At 42.0% G+C, this 20,039-nt stretch carries 21 protein-coding genes; all 21 read left to right on the top strand.

All coding sequences use genetic code 11. The annotated features are described in order from the left end of the window. The first annotated feature begins 32 nt into the window (after window positions 1-32). The 21 genes from HZB59_09990 (at window position 33) to dmeF (ending at window position 19,768) form a co-directional block, all read left to right on the top strand. Window positions 33-380 (top strand): hypothetical protein, encoded by a 348-nt coding sequence (locus HZB59_09990; protein MBI5021758.1) that lies wholly within the window; start codon window positions 33-35, stop codon window positions 378-380. Between the two features lie 77 nt (window positions 381-457). Continuing rightward, entirely contained in the window at window positions 458-1,711 is a 1,254-nt protein-coding gene (locus tag HZB59_09995) for a TolC family protein (protein ID MBI5021759.1), read from the top strand. A gap of 26 nt (window positions 1,712-1,737) precedes the next feature. Then, the gene (locus tag HZB59_10000; GenBank protein ID MBI5021760.1) at window positions 1,738-2,916 is read left to right on the top strand and encodes an efflux RND transporter periplasmic adaptor subunit; all 1,179 of its coding nucleotides are present in this window, start codon (window positions 1,738-1,740) and stop codon (window positions 2,914-2,916) included. Next, complete coding sequence (locus HZB59_10005) at window positions 2,916-6,020, top strand: efflux RND transporter permease subunit (protein ID MBI5021761.1); 3,105 nt, start codon at window positions 2,916-2,918, stop codon at window positions 6,018-6,020. The genes HZB59_10000 and HZB59_10005 overlap by 1 nt, the downstream gene beginning before the upstream one ends. A gap of 187 nt (window positions 6,021-6,207) precedes the next feature. Beyond that, on the top strand, window positions 6,208-6,549 hold the full coding sequence (locus HZB59_10010; GenBank protein MBI5021762.1) for a P-II family nitrogen regulator: 342 nt from the start codon (window positions 6,208-6,210) through the stop codon (window positions 6,547-6,549). Window positions 6,550-6,577: 28 nt separating this feature from the next. Beyond that, entirely contained in the window at window positions 6,578-7,756 is a 1,179-nt protein-coding gene (locus tag HZB59_10015) for a tetratricopeptide repeat protein (protein MBI5021763.1), read from the top strand. A gap of 647 nt (window positions 7,757-8,403) precedes the next feature. After that, a complete protein-coding gene (locus HZB59_10020; GenBank protein MBI5021764.1) occupies window positions 8,404-8,856 on the top strand; it encodes a hypothetical protein in 453 nt (150 codons plus the stop codon). A 234-nt stretch (window positions 8,857-9,090) separates the two neighbouring features. After that, entirely contained in the window at window positions 9,091-9,723 is a 633-nt protein-coding gene (locus tag HZB59_10025; protein MBI5021765.1) for a tetratricopeptide repeat protein, read from the top strand. Between the two features lie 67 nt (window positions 9,724-9,790). Continuing rightward, window positions 9,791-11,920, top strand: a complete 2,130-nt coding sequence (cadA, locus tag HZB59_10030; GenBank protein ID MBI5021766.1) for a cadmium-translocating P-type ATPase — start codon at window positions 9,791-9,793, stop codon at window positions 11,918-11,920. Between the two features lie 73 nt (window positions 11,921-11,993). After that, window positions 11,994-12,572, top strand: coding sequence for a sigma-70 family RNA polymerase sigma factor (locus HZB59_10035; GenBank protein ID MBI5021767.1), 579 nt, complete (start codon window positions 11,994-11,996; stop codon window positions 12,570-12,572). After that, window positions 12,573-13,457: a hypothetical protein gene (locus tag HZB59_10040; protein ID MBI5021768.1), complete on the top strand. Its 885-nt coding sequence runs from the start codon at window positions 12,573-12,575 to the stop codon at window positions 13,455-13,457. It begins immediately after the preceding gene. 99 nt (window positions 13,458-13,556) lie between these two features. Continuing rightward, the gene (locus tag HZB59_10045; protein MBI5021769.1) at window positions 13,557-14,084 is read left to right on the top strand and encodes a hypothetical protein; all 528 of its coding nucleotides are present in this window, start codon (window positions 13,557-13,559) and stop codon (window positions 14,082-14,084) included. A gap of 81 nt (window positions 14,085-14,165) precedes the next feature. After that, window positions 14,166-14,441 carry an SHOCT domain-containing protein gene (locus tag HZB59_10050; GenBank protein ID MBI5021770.1) on the top strand — a complete coding sequence of 92 codons (276 nt, stop codon included), beginning with the start codon at window positions 14,166-14,168 and terminating at the stop codon, window positions 14,439-14,441. Between the two features lie 54 nt (window positions 14,442-14,495). Continuing rightward, on the top strand, window positions 14,496-14,897 hold the full coding sequence (locus HZB59_10055) for a DUF302 domain-containing protein (GenBank protein ID MBI5021771.1): 402 nt from the start codon (window positions 14,496-14,498) through the stop codon (window positions 14,895-14,897). A gap of 232 nt (window positions 14,898-15,129) precedes the next feature. Further along, the gene (locus tag HZB59_10060; GenBank protein MBI5021772.1) at window positions 15,130-15,468 is read left to right on the top strand and encodes a winged helix-turn-helix transcriptional regulator; all 339 of its coding nucleotides are present in this window, start codon (window positions 15,130-15,132) and stop codon (window positions 15,466-15,468) included. Window positions 15,469-15,487: 19 nt separating this feature from the next. Next, window positions 15,488-16,336 carry an arsenite methyltransferase gene (arsM, locus tag HZB59_10065; protein ID MBI5021773.1) on the top strand — a complete coding sequence of 283 codons (849 nt, stop codon included), beginning with the start codon at window positions 15,488-15,490 and terminating at the stop codon, window positions 16,334-16,336. Window positions 16,337-16,357: 21 nt separating this feature from the next. Further along, window positions 16,358-16,624, top strand: a complete 267-nt coding sequence (locus HZB59_10070) for a hypothetical protein (protein MBI5021774.1) — start codon at window positions 16,358-16,360, stop codon at window positions 16,622-16,624. Continuing rightward, a complete protein-coding gene (locus tag HZB59_10075; GenBank protein MBI5021775.1) occupies window positions 16,624-17,325 on the top strand; it encodes a sulfite exporter TauE/SafE family protein in 702 nt (233 codons plus the stop codon). The genes HZB59_10070 and HZB59_10075 overlap by 1 nt, the downstream gene beginning before the upstream one ends. A 12-nt stretch (window positions 17,326-17,337) precedes the next feature. Next, on the top strand, window positions 17,338-18,372 hold the full coding sequence (locus HZB59_10080; protein ID MBI5021776.1) for an acetyl-CoA synthase subunit gamma: 1,035 nt from the start codon (window positions 17,338-17,340) through the stop codon (window positions 18,370-18,372). Next, entirely contained in the window at window positions 18,369-18,665 is a 297-nt protein-coding gene (locus HZB59_10085) for a 4Fe-4S binding protein (protein MBI5021777.1), read from the top strand. Before HZB59_10080 ends, HZB59_10085 begins: the two co-directional genes overlap by 4 nt. Window positions 18,666-18,826: 161 nt before the next feature. Then, window positions 18,827-19,768 (top strand): CDF family Co(II)/Ni(II) efflux transporter DmeF, encoded by a 942-nt coding sequence (dmeF, locus tag HZB59_10090; protein ID MBI5021778.1) that lies wholly within the window; start codon window positions 18,827-18,829, stop codon window positions 19,766-19,768. The last annotated feature ends 271 nt before the right edge of the window (window positions 19,769-20,039 follow it).

The following is a 20,039-nucleotide window of genomic DNA, read 5'->3' on the forward strand; positions in this document are numbered from 1 at the left end:
ATGTTATCAAAAATATTTTTAAATTATAACCAATGATATTAAAATTCTCAAAATATTACCTGCAAACGACAAATCTGGTCGTGGTTTTGTGCCTCACAATTTCCATGTTTTGGTGTGGTGATATTAACTGCTTTAACGATAACAATACTGAACAATGTTCAACTTTGGTTTGTGAGTTTATCGGCAGTCATCAGAATTCACCCTCTAATCCCGATGACAATCATTCCGATAACTGTACCTGCATCTGTCACATACCGGCAATCGCAAGTGTTTTATCCATTGTATCATCTTCATTTCAGCCGGAGAATAACACAGTAGTTATCTCATTCTCCATTCCAACAGCTCCAGTCCAAAACATTTACCACCCTCCAAAAGCGTAACTCTCTAACGCTGCTGCCCGATTATTCCGGGTTTTTATAATTCATAAATTTAAAAAATCTTATAAGCGAGGTTCGCTTTGTTACGTTTATTTATTCAAATGGGACTGTTATTTCTATTAAGCTGGATTACTTCATTCTCCCAGATTGTGGAACAACTCTCCATTCACGATGCAATCTCTATTGCACTAAAAAATAATCCACAATCAATCTCTTCATTAAATCAAATTGATGCTGAGCGAGGACGATTTTGGCGGGGTGTTTCACCGTCGTCTCCTTCCGTCGCGGTCAACTATCAATACATTCCAAAAGGAAACAGTATAAAACAATTCGGAGAACGAACGGTAGAAATAAGTCAATCGTTGGAATTTCCTACAAATATTTTATTTCGTGGTATGCAATTATCTTCCAAAGTTACGATTGCTGAGGCAGAATATTCTTCGACCTCAATTGCAATTACGTCACGAGTCAAGATTGCATATTACGACGTGCTCGCCAAACAGAAAAAAATAGAACTTGCCGAAGAAAATCTTGCTATTGCCGACGACTTCGCTCGCAAAGCGGAAATCCGTTATAACGTCGGTGAAGCCACAAACCTGGAACGATTGACTGCTAATGTGCAACGCACACAGGCACGAAACGGTTTAGATGTGGCTGAGAATGATCTTAAAATTTCCCTCGGTGAATTGTACTACACACTCGGACGTGGAAAGGAAGCTCAACCGAATGAAATCATTCTAACAGATAGTTTAATCTATCAACCGATCAAAGAGACATTGGAGCAATTAACAGAAAGGGCTTTTGCCATTAATCCACAAATTAAGGCAGCATCCGGCAGAGTATCAGTTGCTTCAATGGATCGAACTTTGGCATGGTCGAGTTTTCTGCCAAACCTGAACGCATCTTATTATCGTCAGACTGTAGATGGTAACTCGGATTTCTACGGTGTGTCTTTTGGAATTTCCCTGCCTCTCTGGTTTTTATTCGATCAGCGTGGTCAGATTCAGGAAGCATCGGCAAACTTAAATATTGCTGAATCTGATTTACGATCTCTAAATAATTTCATTAGTGTGAATGTAAAAAACGCATTTTTAGATATGAAAAACGATGAGCGGCAAATCATACTGCATCAGACAAATATTCTTCCTCAGGCAGAAGAAGTGTACCGTACCGCTCTTGCAAGTTATGAAGCAGGCGAAATCACTTACATAGAATTTTTACAAGCCCGACAAACACTAATTTCATCGCGGAACGAATATGTTGAAGAACTGTCTCGCTACAGCACATCGCTGGCGAAGTTAGAATTTGCCGTCGGCGCTTCAATCAATCAATAATATTTTATTATAGTAAGGTATATATCATGAATTCAAGAATTTATTTCCCAATTTTAGTATTAATCATCGGTAGTCTCATGGCGCCCGGTTGCGGCGACAAATCTAAAGATGATAACACAACAGAACAACATGAAACGGAACATGAGGTCGTCACTTTAGCAAAAAAGAGCGCATCCGATATTGGTCTCACTCTTTTTACCGCAAAGATGATTCCATTAACAGGAGTATTAACCGCTCCAGCTAAAGTTTTACCAAATCAGGATCTTGAAGCACAGGTCGGTTCACTGATGCAAGGAAGAGTGCATCAAGTATTTGTGCAAGTCGGCGATTATGTAAAAGCAGGGCAAACTTTATTGACGGTTGAAGGTCTCGACGTCGGCACGATTAAAGCCGGATTCTTAAAAGCAAAGGCAACTCTCGATTATGAAAAAACAAATTATGAAAGACAGAAGAAATTATTCGATGAAAAAATAGGATCGCAAAAAGCTTTATTAGAAAGCCAAGCTGAATATGAAAAGGCGCTCGCGGAATACAAGGCGGAAGATAAAAGAATTCACTCAGTCGGTCTTAGTGATGAAGACGTAACAAATGAAAAGATCGGCGAAGAACATACTTCCGGCACATTGCCTATTAAATCGCACATTGACGGCATTGTTGTTGAAAGAAATGTTGTTATCGGGCAATTTGTCGACGCGACAACAAACGCTTTCAAAGTAATCAACACAAATTCTGTTTGGGTAGATGGACAAATTTATGAAAAGGATTTAGCAAAGATAAGCCAAAAAACAAATGCTGTATTCACTACGACAACTTTTCCGAACGAGAAATTTAACGGACGGATAATATACATTGGTCAAACGGTTGACGAGCAGTCAAGAACAATTACCGTACGCGTGGAGTTCAGCAATCCAAACAATAAACTGAAACCGCAAATGTTCGGTGAATTGAGAATCCCAATCGGTGCGAAGGCAGAAGCAATAATGATCCCGGATGAAGCTGTGGTGAAAGAAACCGGACAGGAATATGTGTTCGTTCAAACGAGCGATACAACCTTTGAGAAAAGAAATGTCATCACCGGAACGATTGCTGATACTAAGATAGAAATCAAGAATGGATTAAAAGAAGGTGAAACAGTCGCATCCAAAGGTGTGTTTTATTTAAAGAGCGAACTGAAAAAAGATGAATTAACAGGAGATGAACACTGATGTTAGAAAAAATAATTTCTTTGACGCTGAACCAGAAAGGAACTATCATTTTTCTTTCTCTTCTTATTGTCGCATTCGGATTGTATTCATATTTAACTTTACCAATTGATGCTTTCCCGGATGTAACAAACATTCAAGTTGAAGTAGTAAGCCATGCGGATGGACTGTCGGCTATCGAGATTGAAAGAAACGTTACGTATCCTATAGAGATGGCGATGCGCGGATTGCCGGATGTTGAACAAATGCGTTCGGTTACAAAGTTCGGACTTTCAATCGTGACTATAATTTTCAAAGACGACGTCGATATTTATTTTGCCCGCCAGTTGGTTTTTGAACGGTTAGCTGAGGCAAGGGAAAATGTTCCCAAAGGCGTTGAAGTCGCTTTGGGACCAATGGCAACGGTAATGGGAGAAATTTATCAGTACACACTCGAGGGTGAGATGCCGAAGGATTCTCTTCAAAAAATATCTTACTTAACAAACTTGAGAACAATTCAAGAGTGGATCATCACACCGCAATTTAAAAACGTTGCCGGAGTAAATGAAATCAATTCTTTCGGCGGTTACTTTAAGCAGTATCAAGTTATAGTATCACCCGAAAAATTACTGAAGTACGCAATAACAGCAGATGAGGTTTATTCCGCTATTGAGAATAACAATCAAAATGTTGGCGGAAATATTCTGGAAAGAAATTCCGATCAATATATCGTCCGCGGTGTTGGATTGATAAAAGATGTAAGCGATATAGAAAACATTGTGCTGAAATCCCACGAAGGAACACCGACTTACATAAGAGATGTTGCACAAGTTCAGATTGGCGAAGCAGTTCGGATGGGCGCAGCAATGATCAACGGTAATAATGAATGTGTCGGTGGTATAGTGATGATGCTTCGCGGTGAGAACAGCCGCGAAGTTGTTAAGCGAGTAGAAGATAAGGTTAGAGAAATAAATGAGAACAATATCCTTCCTGATGGAATTAAAATAGTGCCTTATTATGATAGAAGTGATATAGTTAACGCAAGCGTGAATACGGTAAACAAAGCGTTGATTGAGGGCGCTATTCTTGTGCTGATAGTATTGTATTTATTGCTAAGAAGTTTTAGAGGAAGCTTTGTTGTGTTGATTGCCCTGCCTCTTTCCCTCCTTGTTACATTTATCGTTATGAGGATTGTCGGATTGAGCGCGAACTTAATGTCGCTCGGCGGACTTGCGATCTCCATCGGGATGATCATAGATGCAACGATCATTCAAGTCGAAAATGTGCAGAGGCACCTCAGTGATGGCGGCAATAAACATCCAAAATTATTGACAGTTCTTAGAGCGGTGCTGGAAGTGAGAAAACCGAGTATCTTCGGAGAGCTTATCATTGCTATCACGTTCATTCCGATTCTTTCGTTGGAGGGAATTGAAGGAAAGATGTTCGGACCGCTTGCTGAAACAGTTGCGATAGCGCTTCTCTCATCATTGTTCCTTTCCATTTTTGTCATACCGGTTCTCTGCGCCATCTTTCTGAAACCTCAGCAGGAAAAAGAAAGCATCATCATGAAGTATGCAACAAAATATTATCTTCCGCTTTTAGAATATACCATGAAGAAAAAGATGCTGATCTTAACTATTTCCGGATTATTTTTAATTGCCACATTGTTCCTCTTCACAAGATTGGGAACCGAATTCATACCAATAATGGACGAGGGTGCGTTCGATATGGATGTTGCGTTGCTTCCGGGAGTTTCACTTTCGAAAGCTATGGAAGTAAATCAGCTTGCTGGTCAGAAAATGAAAGAATTTGACGAATTGGATATCGTCGTATCGCGAACCGGTCAAACGGGAGTTGCACTTGATACCCGCGGTGTAGATAAAACCGGTTACGTTGGAATCTTAAAACCAAAGGGCGATTGGAAGCGGGATATTTCCAGAGAAGAACTGACAAATGAGATGCGTGAATCTTTGGAATCGATACCGGGACTCGGTTTCGGATTCAGCCAGCCGATCCAGTGCAGAATTGACGAGTTGGTCGCCGGAACGCGCGCTCAATTGATTCTAAAACTGTTCGGTGAAGATATTGATATACTCAAAAATAAATCGGATGAAATTTCTAAAGTTCTGTCTTCAATCGAAGGAGGAACCGATTTGTTGACTGAAAAGGTTTCGGGACAGCCATACTTAACTGTAAACATTGACCGTTCGAAAATAGCTCGGTATGGATTGAACATAAGCGATGTTCAGAATGTCATAGAAATAGCTGTCGCCGGAAAATCTGCCTCCAAGTTTTATGAAGAGAACAGAAACTTTGATATCACCGTCCGTTTACCGGAAGAAAAAAGAAATTCGATTGAAGCGATAGAAAACATATTAGTTCCTACAAAAACGGGAATGAATATTCCTCTTGCGCAATTAGCCGACGTAAAAATGATCGAGGGACCGGTTCAGATAAGCAGGCAAGATGGAATAAGAAGAATCGGCATCGAGATGAACATCAGCGGAAGGGATATCGGAAGTTTTGTTGCCGAGGCAAAAGAAAAAATAAAAGCTAATGTTCAACTACCGGCAGGTTATTTTTTGACCTGGGGCGGACAGTTTGAAAATCAGCAGAGAGCAATGAACAAGCTCATGATCATCGGACCCGTTGCCGTCGGATTAATACTGCTTCTCTTATTTGTAACATTCAGGTCAGTTCGATTAGCGCTGTTAGTAATCTCGAACTTGCCCTTCGCTCTTATTGGTGGAGTTTTCTCTCTCTACATTTCCGGATTGTATTTATCTGTTCCGGCTTCAGTCGGATTTATTGTTTTGTTCGGCGTGGCTGTGCTAAACGGTGTTGTCTTGGTCTCACACATTTCACAATTGCGTGAAGAAGGAATTATTCTGCAAGACGCAATCAGAAAAGGTAGTCTTGACAGATTGCGGCCTGTGTTAATGACGGCATCAATTGCAATTTTCAGTCTTATGCCGATGCTCTTTGCAAGCGGAGCCGGATCGGAAATTCAAAAACCGCTTGCAACAGTAGTTGTTGGCGGATTGATTACTTCGACTTTGTTGACATTGTTAATCATTCCATCTGTTTACAGTTGGTTTGAGAAGAAACAAGTTGAAGCGGAAATGTAAATGAAGTATACCGAGGTTGTTTAAAAAAAATATTACTGGTAGCCGCAGACTTTTGAGCCGAAGGCTCATCCGCCTTTGGCGGAATGTCTGCGAAAACATGGCATAAACGCAACCTGAAGGTTGCGGCTACCGCCCAAAATCTAATTTTTAGTCAACCCCGTATTTTATAAATTATAAGGAGAATAAAATGAAAGAGATTAAAGCAATAATAAGACCGTTCAAATTGGATGATGTAATCACTGCTCTTCATAGAATTGAAGGGTTACCGGGTGTTACTATTTCTAAGATTAAGGGATTTGGTAAATCAAAAGCGAAAGATTCGAAAGATGCAATCAGAGAAGGACTACACGATTATGTGGAAAAAATAAAAATAGAACTTGTTGTGCATGATGAAATGGTTGATGAGGTTGTAAGCGTGATACAGAAATATTCGCACACAGGAAATACGGGGGATGGAAAAATATTCATCATCAACATAGAAGACGTGATCAAGATCCGAACAAACGAGCGGGGTGAGAAAGCGATTTAGGTAACGAAAGGAGTGATAAAAAAGTACCATGACTATCGTAATTAGTTTGTATCGAATTACAGCATTAGTATTCTTGCTATGGTTCCTAATCCCAACCAATGTGATTGGGCAACAGCGTAATACCGACAGTAAGAAAGTGATGGCGCAGGCTGAGGAATATCTAAATGCCGGAAAGTTCACGTCGGCAGTTTCTCTGCTTGATGAAATCATTGCAACTGATTCACTAAATGCGAAGGCGTTTAATCTTCTCGGTCGTGCATACCTTTCCACAAAGCAATTTCAGGAAGCAGAGCGATTCTTTAAACTTGCGCTCAAAATTGATGAACGGTATGTCGATGCGAATCTTGGCTTAGCTATTGCTCTTCTGTCCGATGGAAAGGCAAACGAGGCGAAAAGGTATGCCCTTCTTGCATTACCCGATGATTCAACGAAAATGGATGCGCTCAATATCCTCGGCGAAATAACAGCAGGAGAAGAAGATATTGATGGTGCACGCCGTTATTACGAACAAATCCTAAAGATAGATAGCACTCATTATGATGCTCTCACAAACCTCGGTGTGCTGTACCAGAAAGCCGGAAGTGAGGTGCAGGCGCTACAGTATTTTCAGAAAGCCGTAAAATTTCATCCGATGAGACCATCTGCTTTTCATAATCTTGGTGTGTTATACAGCGTCATGGGACGGTTACATGAAGCCATAGTAACTTTGAATACTGCTGCCTCCATTGATTCCGCAAATCCAAAGTCTGTTCGCACATTAGGGATAGTTTATTTGCAGCAAGGTCTATTCGGAGAAGCCATAAGAACGTTTCAAAGAGCTCTCGAACGAGACTTTTTCGATATCGAAAGCCGTGTTGGCAATGCGCTCGGATATTGGTTGCAGCAAGAGTACGACAGTGCGTTAAGGGAGATAAACGACCTTGCCTCGCTGGGAATTCGTTTCAACCGGATGGAATTGTTCCTTGCAAATATCTATTTTCAGAAAAAGGATTATGATCGGGCGATCGAGTTTGCCCTTGAGGATCACAAGCAGAATCCATCACAGGCTGAAGGACATTATTTGCTTTTCGTTCTCTATAGGCTGAAGGGTGAAGAGGAAAGAGCCATTGATGAGTTTAAGGAAGCCTCTACAATTATGGAGGAAAATCCTAAGGCTTCATTATTTTTCAGTATAAATAGTTACTTTCCTACTGAAGAGAGAAAGTGAAGCGGCCGATAAAATCATATTATCAGATCTTCGAGAGTGCCCCTGACCGTTGGATTGTTCTTATTGCTGTGGGGGTATTTATTTTTATTATTTACCTTCTGCTAAAGGTATAGCCGATGTTGAATCGTTTGAAATTGATAACTCGAAATGTAAATTGAGCACGTGAACGAACCACGTTGCTATCATAATTAACTGAAACATTAAACACATTCAAAGAAAGTGAGGGTATTTACATGAACACAACACGAAGTTTGGGGACAGTTCTCAGCGTGTTTGCGCTGTTGACCCTTATACTCTCCGGCTGCTACACCCAAATGGAGACCACACGAGACGGGCAGTACTCCGATGAGTATTACTCATCGGAATCTGGCACGACCGCTGTGGATAGTAGTAAGAGCGAAATAGTCATTGATAACTATTACAATGACGGTTATGGCTACGGCTGGTATCCTAGCTATCGTTTTGGTTTATCCTACTACTATCCATACAGTCACTGGCCGTCGTACGGCTTTTTATCGGCATACTATAATCCGTGGTACAATAATCATCATTGGGATTATCCCTACTTTGGGTATTATTCAGGGCACTACTATTATCCATATTATGATGACTACGGTTATGGCTACACGAACACTGACCGCCCCAGCGTGCGTCGTGGTATTCGAGATTATGGCTTAACTCGTGAGCGTGGCGAAAAGAGGCGCTCGGTCAACACGGACAGAAACAACGAGTCGATCTCAGGTAGAAAATCCATGTCTTCACGCAAGATCAAAGTCTCACAGAGAACAATTGACCGACAACACCTTCGCAACGGCTCACATGCTGAGCGAAGTGACAAACCATCCTCATCATATCAGCCGAACCGGCGTATGTCTAGATCTTCTTCGTCTGGCTCGATAAGATCCAATAGCAATGGAGGTCGGCTGGATAGATCGTTCCAAAACCATGGTCGATCTTATGTGCCAACAACTCGACCTTCTCGATCAAGCTTCTCAGCACCACGCAGTAGCAGTGGATTCCGTGGTGGCGGTTTCGGAGGAGGGTCAAGAAGCAGTGGCGGCGGTTCTCGTGGCGTTGGATCAAGAGGAGGTCGTCGATGATCTCGCTGTTACATCAGTCGGTAGTAGTATGGCAATTATGCGTTGTAAAATTAATTGCAGTATAGCTGCGTTACATTATTGGTGTGGGCTTGGCACCCACGTTAGTCAAGACCCTCCCACTTGGCTGGCAAGCTGAGCCCACACTCCATTTATCATTAATGTTGAAGATCCGATGTAAATACGAACGGGGTAAGGAAACAATATGAGTACAACAAATAAAGGATTATCGGTAAAATGGTAAAAAAGAAAATAGAGAAAACGCTCTCTGTACCGGAGAGTCGGACAAGAAAACCGCTACCGTTACTAATCCTTTTGGTAATTGTGGTAGGATTTCTCGGGTACGCTGGCGTGACTCTCGTGAATAGTCTGAAAGCGCCAGACCACGTACATTCAAGAGACGACAATCCGGACCAGGTGAAGCAAGCAAACCAGACCGAGATCATGAGGTTGCAAAAGTTAATTGAGACTGGACCGAACAATGTACCCGCTTTGGCGCAACTCGGAGATTTGTATCTTCAACAGGAAGAATATACTACCGCAGTAAAATGGTTTAATAAAGCTCTTACTGTTGATGAAAACAATGTACGTGTCTTGACTGGCTTGGGTAATGCTTACCGTCTGTCTGGAAAATCGGATGAAGGTATAGCATTACTACGTAAATCAATCGCTATTGACTCTTCTTATGCAGAATCATGGTTGCTCCTTGGCGTTGTGTACCGCTTCGAGAAGAACAAGCCCGACAGCGCACGATGGGCATGGGAGAAATTTCTCAGACTTGAATCAACAGGTGAGAATACAGAACGAGTGAAGAAAGAATTAAAGACAATCATTGCAGAACAACCGAATCGTAAAATTCTTTCTCAATGAGTGGTAGTATTTATTATTTTGTGTAAGCAGTGGAAAAGTGTAAATTAATAAACAGTGAGGAAACACAATGAGTCAAACAAAAAGTCAAATAAAAAGTCAAATAATCGAATGGCGAGTCGCCAACCTTGATTGTGAGAATGAAGCTGCACAAATTCGACGCGGCTTGGAACACCTTCCGGGAATCAAAGAACTTCGCGTGTTTCCCAAATCGGCAAAGGTTATGATTTCCATAGATGAGGCTATACTCAAATCCGACGCCGTAAAGTCAGCCTTAACACAAATGGGTTTTCCGGTTCTCCCGTCAAGGTCTGTTGCCGAAGCGCCCAAGCCGTGGAAAAATCCAAAAGTCATTACCTCGGTACTCTCTGGAGTGATTCTCGGTCTTACATATCTTTTGGAGAATGTTGCCGGACTCGGTCTGCTACCCTCATCCATACTCTACGCCGCGGGAATGCTGATCGGTGGATACTACTTTGGAAGAGAAGCGCTCGAAGAATTGTTCAAAGAGTGGGAGGTTGGCATCGAGTTGTTGATGAGCGTTGCTGCCATTGCTTCATTCGCATTAGGTCAGCCAGCTGAAGCATTGACTCTCGTATTTCTTTATTCAATTTCGGAAGCGCTTGAGAGTTACACTGAAGCAAAGACAAGAAATGCCATCCGTGCGCTTATGGACTTGTCTCCAAAGTTTGCAACAGTGAAACGGAACGGTCAGGAGTTGGAAATCCCTGTGGAAGAGATTGCTCTTGGTGATGTCTTTCTTGTGCGACCCGGACAGTCCATGCCGACCGATGGAAAGGTGATGCGAGGTTCGTCGAGTGTAAATCAAGCGCCTGTCACGGGCGAGTCCGTTCCGGTTGAAAAAGGCATTGGCGACATGGTGTTTGCTGGGACAATCAACGAAGAAGGCGCTCTCGAAGTCGAAGCAACAAAGACGTTTGAGAACAATACACTTGCCCGCATCATTCATCTCGTTGAAGAAGCTCAGGAAGAAAAGGGAAAATCGGAACGATTCATTCGGCGATTCGGAAAATGGTATAGCCCCGCCGTGCTACTTGTTGGAATACTTGTCGGTCTCATTCCTGCCATTTTTGATGGAGCATGGTGGGAGTGGGCTGTGCGCGCAACCGTATTCGTCGTTGCCGCATCTCCTTGCGCTCTCGTGATTTCAATTCCAATCACAATGGTGTCTGCACTCGGCACTGGCGCTCGTAAGGGTGTTCTAATCAAAGGTGGTGTCTATTTGGAAGAACTTGCAAAAGTCAAGGTCGTAGCTCTCGATAAAACAGGAACGCTCACACTCGGTAAGCCGCAAGTGTCGGATGTCGTTTCTCTCAATCAGCGAACGGAAAGCGAAGTACTAAAGCTTGCCGCATCAGTTGAACGCTATTCTCAACACCCTCTTGCAAAAGCGATAGTTGAAGAAACGGAAAAGAGAATGATTGTGTTTCCCAGCGCCGAAGAATTTCAATCGCTCACCAGTCAAGGTGTGGCGGCTTTGGTTGAGGGAAAAAAGATTTTTGTTGGAAGCCCGGTATTCTATACACAAGCCCTTGCACTGGACATCACTGCCTTCAAGAATCGTATTGACACACTGCAACGGGAAGGCAAGACAGTTGTGTTAGTCGGAAACGAAAGAGAGATTTACGGGACAATAGCCATCAGAGATGGCATCAGACCCAATGCGAAGGAAACATTGAACGCATTGCGGAAGCAAGGTATTCAACGGATTGTGATGCTCACTGGTGATAACGCCGCAACTGCATCAGCTATTGCTCATGAGACGGGCGTTGACGAATTCTTTGCTGACTTAAAGCCGGAAGACAAATGCGTCAAGATTAAACTTCTTGAAGAGAAATATGGAAGAGTCATGATGGTGGGTGACGGCGTTAATGATGCACCTGCCTTGGCGCTTGCCACAGTAGGAATTGCAATGGGTGCTGCCGGAACAGACGTAGCAATGGAAACAGCAGATGTAGCACTAATGGGAGATGATCTCTCAAAACTTCCGTATGCTCTGTACCTTGCGCATCGCACGAAGCATGTAGTCCGACAGAATCTTGCTTTATCGATGGTTGTCATTGGTTCATTGGTCGTCGGCTCGCTTTCAGGCGGATTTACGCTGCCGATTGCTGTGATCGGACATGAACTAAGTGAGTTGGCTGTTATTGCGAGCGGACTGCGGTTGCTTAAAGGATAATTTTACTTTATTTTTAGTTATGCGTTAGCATAACAATTTGAACCCTTATGCGTCTTTATATTTGGCATACATAATGAAAAAAACACACCAGGACTTAGATGAAGATAAACTCCTTATATTGTTGGAGGAATCTAAAGAAGGTAATCCTAAAGCCTTGGGTAAAATTTGTGAACATTTTTACCCAAAGATATATCGTTTTCTTTTCTACCGTGTTAATGGTATTGAAAATGCAGAAGATCTAACTGGAGAAGTGTGTGCGAGAGTAATTCAATCTATGAATGAACAAAAAGGATCATTTACATCATGGATTTACACTATTGCTTCTAACATGGTTACAGATCATTATCGTCGTAGATCAGTACGATCAATAGTTGAAATGAAAGAAGATTTAGCCGAAACCGTTGGCTACAATGACAATTCTATGGAAAACTCGTTGACACAGAATGAATTAAAAGATGCAATACTTCAACTAACGGAAGAACAACAAAAAGTGATAACCCTTAAATTCATTGAAGGATATGAGACGGAAGAGATTGCGAATATGCTTAGTAAATCAGCAGGAGCGGTTCGGGCTATCCAATTCAGAGCATTAACAGCGCTGCGAACACTGTTCGGCGCTTATGAGAAGTTGGGAAAGGAGAAGATAGACTGAATGGAAAGAGATATTGAATTGCTTTTGGATAATTGCATCAAGGAATTGAGAAATGGGAAAAGCATTGAGGAGTGCTTGGCTGGATATCCTGATCTTGTCGGCCAATTGAAGCCGTTATTGATGCTGGTTGAAAAGATTCAAGCAGTACCACAACCGGAACCAGCACCTGAAGCAATATCAGCGGCATTGATAACTATAGGTCAGCAATTAGCAAATCGTACTATAGATCAGAAAGCGTCCAATACCTATCGGAAGAAACACAAAATAATTTCTTTTCTAAATATTTTTCAGCGACCTAAATTACTATGGGCGCTCAATGCTACGTTTGTATTACTCATTATTGTTTTCGGAATCACCACAATATCCGCCAATAGCCTCCCCGGCGATATACTGTATCCGATAAAACTCGTTACTGAAAAGGTAAAGTTTCTGCTCACATTCGATTCCGAGAAGAAAGCAGAACTTCGCTTGACCTTCTCCGACAAGCGTCTAGAGGAAATGATAAAAACTTTTCAGCGATCCAATGCTCTTGACACGATGTTACTAAAGGCAATGCTTGATGAAGCAAAATTGGCACTCGAGGAAAATAAACAACCGACTCAAACAGCATCTCTTTTTCTTACTAAGCTCAGTCACACGAATGCACTACAGAAAGATGTGTTAAAAAGAATTCGTTCGCAAGCTGATCCATCAAGCCGCCCCATTGTGGATAAGGCAATAGGTATGTGTGATATGCGTGACCGTTGGATGCGGGGTATGATGGATGATCAGAATGATAACCATTCAATAAATTCCGATTCGGTATATTCAACATCCCCCGGGTCTCAGAGAAAGGAACAGTCAAAGAAGTGCGAATGGGGTCCCGGTTGTGATTGGATGCGATAAAAATGCTACCGATCGGGTAATAGGATAACAATTTTTATTATTGTGCGTCTTATTATGTGAACTCACAATTGTATAACGATAAATAAAAGGATTAAAATAATGTTCACAAAAACCAGATATTTCAAAGCATTAATTGCTATCTTTGGGATAGTAGCAACATTTGCGATAATATCAAGCTTTGCTTCTGCGCAAGGTTGGGGTTGCTGCAGGGGTAATAATGAATCACGGTGGTCGAATGCTAATGTTCCTGAGAAGTATTGGCTCACAACAGATCAAAGATCCCAAATACGGGATATATGGTCTGAATACGAGAGCAAAATATTACCCATAGAGAAAGAATTGAACTCCATGAGGATAGAAGCACAAGGTTATACCTCTCGTTCTGGTGCTGATGTCGGAAAAATCAAGTCTTATAGAACAGAGATTAGAAATCTGGAAGACAAGATTCAAGACCTCCGCTTAGATAACAGAGGTGAAATCAATAAGATTCTGACCAAAGAGCAGAGAGTGTACTTCGGCGATAATTACGATTGGTGGAACATGGATCATGACAGGATGGGCAATATGGGAGATAGTATGGGCACGCATGATGACTGCTCAATGATGTCAGACCGGTGGGGTTGGTAGTTGTATAATCAAACGAGAGGGTGGAAACAAATTGATCTGCCCTCTCATTTTCAAACTAAACATTTTATTAAGGAAAAAGCAATGATGTGGAATTCAGGTTGTTCATGGTGGTGGGGACCCGGATATTTTTTCGGCGGACCGTTCGGTATGATAATTGGCATCGTTTTCTGGGCGTTAGTTGCTTATGCCATATTCCGGTTAATTCTTAACGTAGTGAATCGATCCTTTGTAGCGACCAAGTCCGAAAAACCCTTGAGCAAAGAAGAAACTGCCATGGAAATACTTAAACGAAGATATGCGAAAGGTGAGATAGACGGTGAGGAATTTACACGGAGGAAGAAAGATTTAGCAGAATGACTCTGTCCAAACAGAGCTATTTTTTAATTTGCTTTCATAGAAAGGAAATAGACAATGGAAACGACAAAATACGCATTTAAAACAACGGTGAACCTCTCGTACAATGAGGCAATCCAAAAAGTCACCGAAGAACTAAAGAAAGAAGGGTTTGGCGTTTTAACAGAGATTGACGTGAAGGAAACACTGAAGAAAAAGTTAGATGTCGACTTTCGAAAATACAAAATCTTAGGCGCTTGCAATCCGCCAAACGCCTTCAAAGCCCTGCAGGCTGAGACCGACATCGGACTTATGCTTCCGTGCAACGTTGTTGTATACGAAGGTAATGACGGAAAAACAATCGTCGCTGCCGTTGATCCGGTTGCTTCGATGATGGCAATCGAAAACGCTTCACTCGGTCAGGTTGCCAATGACGTGAGATCAAAGCTTCAACGAGCGATTAAGGCATTAGAGCAGTAAAAAAGGATTAAGCATTAAGAAACTTACCAGAATCTTGACTGTTGATCCCACAACCCTAGCTAGGTGGGACAAAGGCAAGAGCAAACCAATGCCAACATTAAGAAATCAGTTGAATAAACTCATTAATGGCGCAGACTCAGGTATTTTAGAAAATGTTGACCTTGATGTAACAATTCATTTGCAAAGGACAGTCCCTTATCGTATATTATCGATAAACGATTATAAGATTATTATGGCATTTAGCAAGAAGAGCAGTTTTGACAAGCGACAGTCGAGAGTTTCTGGGTATGCAAATGCTCTATCGCATCCGGCGCGCGTCGCGATTCTTGAAACTCTTGCCAAACGCAAGAGTTGTATTTGTGGTGAAATCGTAGAAGTTCTACCCCTCGCACAATCAACTGTTTCCCAACATCTAAAGGAACTACGCGAGATAGGATTGATCAAGGGTGAAATTGAAGGACTGCGCTCGTGTTACTGCATCAATACAGAAAAGTGGCGCGAGATGGTCGATGAAATCCGAAAATTCTTTGATGAAATCAATAGTAGTCTGCCAAATCAAAAATGTTGCTAAAGGCATTGGAGAATAGATTATGAACAAACCGGATAATGTTAAGAAAATGGTCAAAGATAAATATGCTCACATCGCCGAGCAGACGACTGAAGAAAATGCGAAGTCTTGTTGTGGTGTGGGAGGATGTTGCACTGTAGATTACGCTGTCTTTGCCGAGGACTATTCCAAGATGCAGGGCTATGTTGCAGATGCGGACTTAGGCCTTGGATGTGGAATCCCAACGGAATTCGCGCAGATGAAACCTGGTGATATCGTCATCGATTTAGGATCGGGAGCCGGGAATGATGTCTTCGTATCTCGTGCGATCGTGGGAGAGAAAGGAAAGGTTATCGGAGTTGATATGACGGAAGCAATGATAGTCAAGGCCCGAGCAAATTGTGAAAAGCTCGGTTTCAAGAATGTTGAGTTCCGTCTTGGCGAAATTGAAAAACTTCCTATAGCTTCAGGTATCGCCGATGTCGTGATCAGTAATTGCGTGCTCAATCTCGTTCCTAATAAAGAGAAAGCATTTCAAGAAATCTTCCGTGTATTAAAGACGGGGGGCCGGTTTAGCATTTCTGACGTCGTGACTTCTGGGCTCTTACCTGAAAAAATATTAGGGGCAGCGGAGTTGTATGTGGGATGTGTAGCAGGCGCTCTCAAAAAGTCCGATTATCTTGCTACCATTCAAAAGGCAGGATTTGAAAATATCCGTGTCGTAAAGGAGAAGCCGGTTACCATCCCAGATGAGATTCTCTTGCAATATTTGGGCAGGGATGATCTCGACAACAGATATCATGCCTCCAATAACGCAATTCTAAGCATTACTGTCTACGCAGAAAAGCAAGCATGTTGTGCACCCGGTTGTTGCGGCAAAACGGCATCGTAAATAGTTAATGAGGTGACATCAATGGAAAATACAACAAAGAACAACAGCCCACACGGCTGTGATTGTGAACCGGGGTGTTGCGAAACTAAAAAACCTGCGGGTTGGAAAATAATCGCATCTGTGGTCATCATTCTTGCCGCAACCATCATTGTTATTATCAAACTTTCTGATCATGGAAAAGCAAGAAACAGCGGTGGTATGATTCATACAGAAGATACTTCTTCTTGCAGTACAGGAACCGTTGACACCAATAAATGTGACACCACTAAATCAAAATGTTGTCCCTGATGGAAGAATGGATTAGAAATATCGCCAATGCAGATATCACTTCTGCGTCAATGCTTCCCGCCGCATTCCTGCTGGGGATGTTGGGAGCATTTAGTTCCTGCTGTAATTTTGCAGTGATAGGAGCAATTGCAGGATATTCTGGAAAACTTGGAAATGAGCAAAAGAAGAAAACGATTATGTTTAGCAGCATTTCGTTCTTGATCGGAACAGTCATATCTCTAGGGTTAATCGGAGCCCTTTCTGGTTATATAAGCCATTATCTCATTCAATCAATAGGAAATTACTGGAAAATAGCAGCGGGAATATTATCAATTCTATTCGGCCTTGCAACATTAAATTGGTTTCAATTTAAATTACCATCCGTCAAAACAGAAACTACTCAAATAAGAGAAGGAATATTGCCTGCATTAATTTTCGGTCTTGCCATTGGTGGCTTATCTACTGCTTGTAACACTGGTTGCAATCCTCTGTTCCCGATTGTAATTGGCGCTTCTTTTTTAAAAGGTGGCGCATTCTGGGGCGCATTAATGCTGGTATTATTTGCATTGGGATATGGTCTGCCTTTGACTGCAGCGATGATCGGTATTGGATGGGGTTCCGGGAAAATTTCATTGTTCATCGATAAATTCAATATTGTGCTGCAGTACGCTTCAGGTTTTCTCCTTATCACAATAGGGTTCTATTTAATAGTCACTTTGTAGCGATTGTGTCGGATGGATAATTATATCTCTGGAAGTATTCATACGCATGCAGGCGATGTTTTGAGGGTCACCGAAACATTAAGTTTGACCGATCATATCGGTGCAGTGAAGGTGCGTTGGGGAATTAACAGAAATAATTATCGAGTGAATCCCGGTATATACATAATTGGATCTCCCGATGATAAATCTGATGTATTCATTTCTGCGAATTATAAGTTAAGCTTCGATACATTACGGAAGAATCTCACCGGACTGAACGCTTGGATATTAGTATTAGATACTGAGGGCATTAATGTATGGTGTGCAGCGGGTAAGGGAACTTTCGGGACGAAAGAACTTGTACGTCGGATCGGACTGACAAACATCGAAAAAATCATTTCACATAAATACTTGATTGCCCCTCAACTTGGGGCATCGGGAATTTCAGCCCACAGAGTCGAGGAACAGACAGGGTTCAAGATCAGATTTGGTCCGGTCAGATGCTCTGATATAAAAAAATATATTTCGGCGGGCTATAAGGCAACACCGGAAATGCGAAAAGTGAATTTTCGGTTTACTGACCGTCTGAAATTAATTCCTGTAGAATTGGTTTTTGGGAGATATTACCTTCTCACAGTCCTTGCAATATTCTTTATCCTAGCGGATCTTAACAAGGGTGGGTATTCAGTAGATCTTGCTTGGACCACGGGTGGCCGCGCTGTCGTGAATATTCTCGTTGCCTATTTTTCGGGAACAACTTTAACACCAATGTTTTTGTCAATGATTCCAGGAAGAAGTTTCGCATTCAAAGGTTTTTTAACCGGCATGCTGGTATCAATTATGTTGAGTATTCTTGGCTGTACGGGATCTTCATTAATAGAAAGAATAAGCTGGATTTTAATTGTCACAGCAATATCTTCATTCCTGTCGATGAATTTTACGGGCGCTTCTACGTTTACATCTTTGTCAGGAGTAAAAAAAGAAATGAAAATTGCCATGCCACTGCAGATCATAAGTGCGGGCTTGGGATGTATCATGTGGATGTTATCTCTGTTCTATATGCCATGAGCAAACTCGTCTATTTAAAAAATGTAGTCACATTAAAGCTCGACTCCGAGAGATGCAATGGATGTAGAATGTGCATTGAAGTATGTCCCCACGATGTTTTTGGGATTGCGAATAAGAGAGCATTTATTAAGAACAAAGATTATTGCATGGAATGCGGAGCGTGTGCAAACAATTGTTGTGAAGGGGCAATTTATGTCAAATCGGGTGTTGGTTGCGCGACGGGTATTCTTAATGGATTTCTCCGAGGTGGAGAACCAACATGTGATTGCTCCTCCGATGCTTCATGTTGTTGAATTTGGTTGATGAAGTTGTAAACGTGATGGGAAAATATTTGTTAGTAATGTGGAAGATGTGATAAAGAGTAGAACAAACGAACGCGGACAGAGTGCAATTTGAAATATAAACCTCCGCATACTTTGATTTATTCTTCCAATAGTTTACATAGAAGATCGTTATGAAGATACAACATACATTTAACGATGAACACAACCACGATTTCCATGAATCGAAGCGACACATAGAGAAGAGAACATTAATTGTCGTTTTATTAACTATCGCGACTATGGCGACAGAGATTACGGCGGGAATGATGTTTCACTCGATGGCTCTCCTCGCCGATGGTTGGCATATGGGCACACACGCAACGGCATTAGGAATTTCACTACTGGCATACGTGCTGGCACGACGCCATTCTTTGGATAAACGTTACGCCTTTGGAACGTGGAAGATAGAAATCCTTGGCGCATATACAAGCGCGCTCATTCTCGGGATCGTTGGGCTCTCGTTAGTTGTCGCATCTGTCGACCGCTTAATGAATCCTCAAGCTATCGATTACACTTTAGCAATTATTGTTGCTGTTGCCGGTTTGCTGGTTAATATCTTCAGTGCGTTCATTATGAGTACAGGTAGTACACATAAACATTCCTCTCACTCTGAAGCTTCACATTCTTCTCACACTCATCACGACTTAAATCTTCGGTCAGCGTATCTCCACGTCCTTGCCGATGCCGCAACATCGGTGCTTGCAATTGCCGCTCTTATTGGAGGGCAAATGTTTGGATGGATTTGGCTCGATCCTATGGCAGGATTAGTCGGCGCAGCCATGATTGCCCGATGGACTGTTTCTCTCTTGCGTGACAGCTCAGCAATTCTGTTGGACAGAGAAATGGATTCGCCGTTGGTGGAACGAATAAGAACTGCTATTGAAGTTGATGGCAGCAGCAAGGTGAATGATCTTCATCTGTGGCGGGTCAGCGACGCGCGCTACGCATGCATTGTGTCGGTATGTTCAACTGTGCCGCATTCAGTCGAACGCTACCGGAAAACATTAAGTGGTTTTAAAGAGATTACACACCTAACTATAGAAACACATTGGCACGAAGAATATGCCAAATGAATTTTTTGTGTTTGAAGTGATAATATAACAATTTCAACACCACAAGTCTTTTTCCCCTGAACCTAAATCTGCTGTGTTTGCTCACAGAGTCTTGAAGAACAATCCGGACTATAGCTCACTGGCAACATTTGTCATGTTTTTCTGAATTCAAGTAATTTATTTTGATCTGTACAATATCCACACTGCAAATCAAACAATGGCATTCTAGGTTCTGGATTTGACTTTTCCTTTTTCATCTATTATATTCTAGCTGTGTGAACCGCCTCCCGAG

Source organism: Ignavibacteriales bacterium (genome assembly GCA_016214905.1).
Taxonomy (GTDB): Bacteria; Bacteroidota; Ignavibacteria; order UBA10030; family SZUA-254; genus PNNN01.

Bases quoted from the DNA above. Each gene is read 5' to 3' on its own strand.
- HZB59_10005 (MBI5021761.1), top strand. From the start codon at position 2,916: ATGTTAGAAAAAATAATTTCTTTGACGCTGAACCAGAAAGGAACTATC.
- HZB59_10000 (MBI5021760.1), top strand. From the start codon at position 1,738: ATGAATTCAAGAATTTATTTCCCAATTTTAGTATTAATCATCGGTAGT.
- HZB59_10045 (MBI5021769.1), top strand. From the start codon at position 13,557: ATGTTCACAAAAACCAGATATTTCAAAGCATTAATTGCTATCTTTGGG.
- HZB59_10050 (MBI5021770.1), top strand. From the start codon at position 14,166: ATGATGTGGAATTCAGGTTGTTCATGGTGGTGGGGACCCGGATATTTT.
- HZB59_09990 (MBI5021758.1), top strand. From the start codon at position 33: ATGATATTAAAATTCTCAAAATATTACCTGCAAACGACAAATCTGGTC.
- HZB59_10070 (MBI5021774.1), top strand. From the start codon at position 16,358: ATGGAAAATACAACAAAGAACAACAGCCCACACGGCTGTGATTGTGAA.
- HZB59_10040 (MBI5021768.1), top strand. From the start codon at position 12,573: ATGGAAAGAGATATTGAATTGCTTTTGGATAATTGCATCAAGGAATTG.
- HZB59_10010 (MBI5021762.1), top strand. From the start codon at position 6,208: ATGAAAGAGATTAAAGCAATAATAAGACCGTTCAAATTGGATGATGTA.
- cadA (MBI5021766.1), top strand. From the start codon at position 9,791: ATGAGTCAAACAAAAAGTCAAATAAAAAGTCAAATAATCGAATGGCGA.
- HZB59_10075 (MBI5021775.1), top strand. From the start codon at position 16,624: ATGGAAGAATGGATTAGAAATATCGCCAATGCAGATATCACTTCTGCG.
- HZB59_10055 (MBI5021771.1), top strand. From the start codon at position 14,496: ATGGAAACGACAAAATACGCATTTAAAACAACGGTGAACCTCTCGTAC.
- dmeF (MBI5021778.1), top strand. From the start codon at position 18,827: ATGAAGATACAACATACATTTAACGATGAACACAACCACGATTTCCAT.
- HZB59_10015 (MBI5021763.1), top strand. From the start codon at position 6,578: ATGACTATCGTAATTAGTTTGTATCGAATTACAGCATTAGTATTCTTG.
- HZB59_10035 (MBI5021767.1), top strand. From the start codon at position 11,994: ATGAAAAAAACACACCAGGACTTAGATGAAGATAAACTCCTTATATTG.
- HZB59_10025 (MBI5021765.1), top strand. From the start codon at position 9,091: ATGGTAAAAAAGAAAATAGAGAAAACGCTCTCTGTACCGGAGAGTCGG.
- arsM (MBI5021773.1), top strand. From the start codon at position 15,488: ATGAACAAACCGGATAATGTTAAGAAAATGGTCAAAGATAAATATGCT.
- HZB59_10085 (MBI5021777.1), top strand. From the start codon at position 18,369: ATGAGCAAACTCGTCTATTTAAAAAATGTAGTCACATTAAAGCTCGAC.
- HZB59_10080 (MBI5021776.1), top strand. From the start codon at position 17,338: ATGGATAATTATATCTCTGGAAGTATTCATACGCATGCAGGCGATGTT.
- HZB59_10060 (MBI5021772.1), top strand. From the start codon at position 15,130: ATGGCATTTAGCAAGAAGAGCAGTTTTGACAAGCGACAGTCGAGAGTT.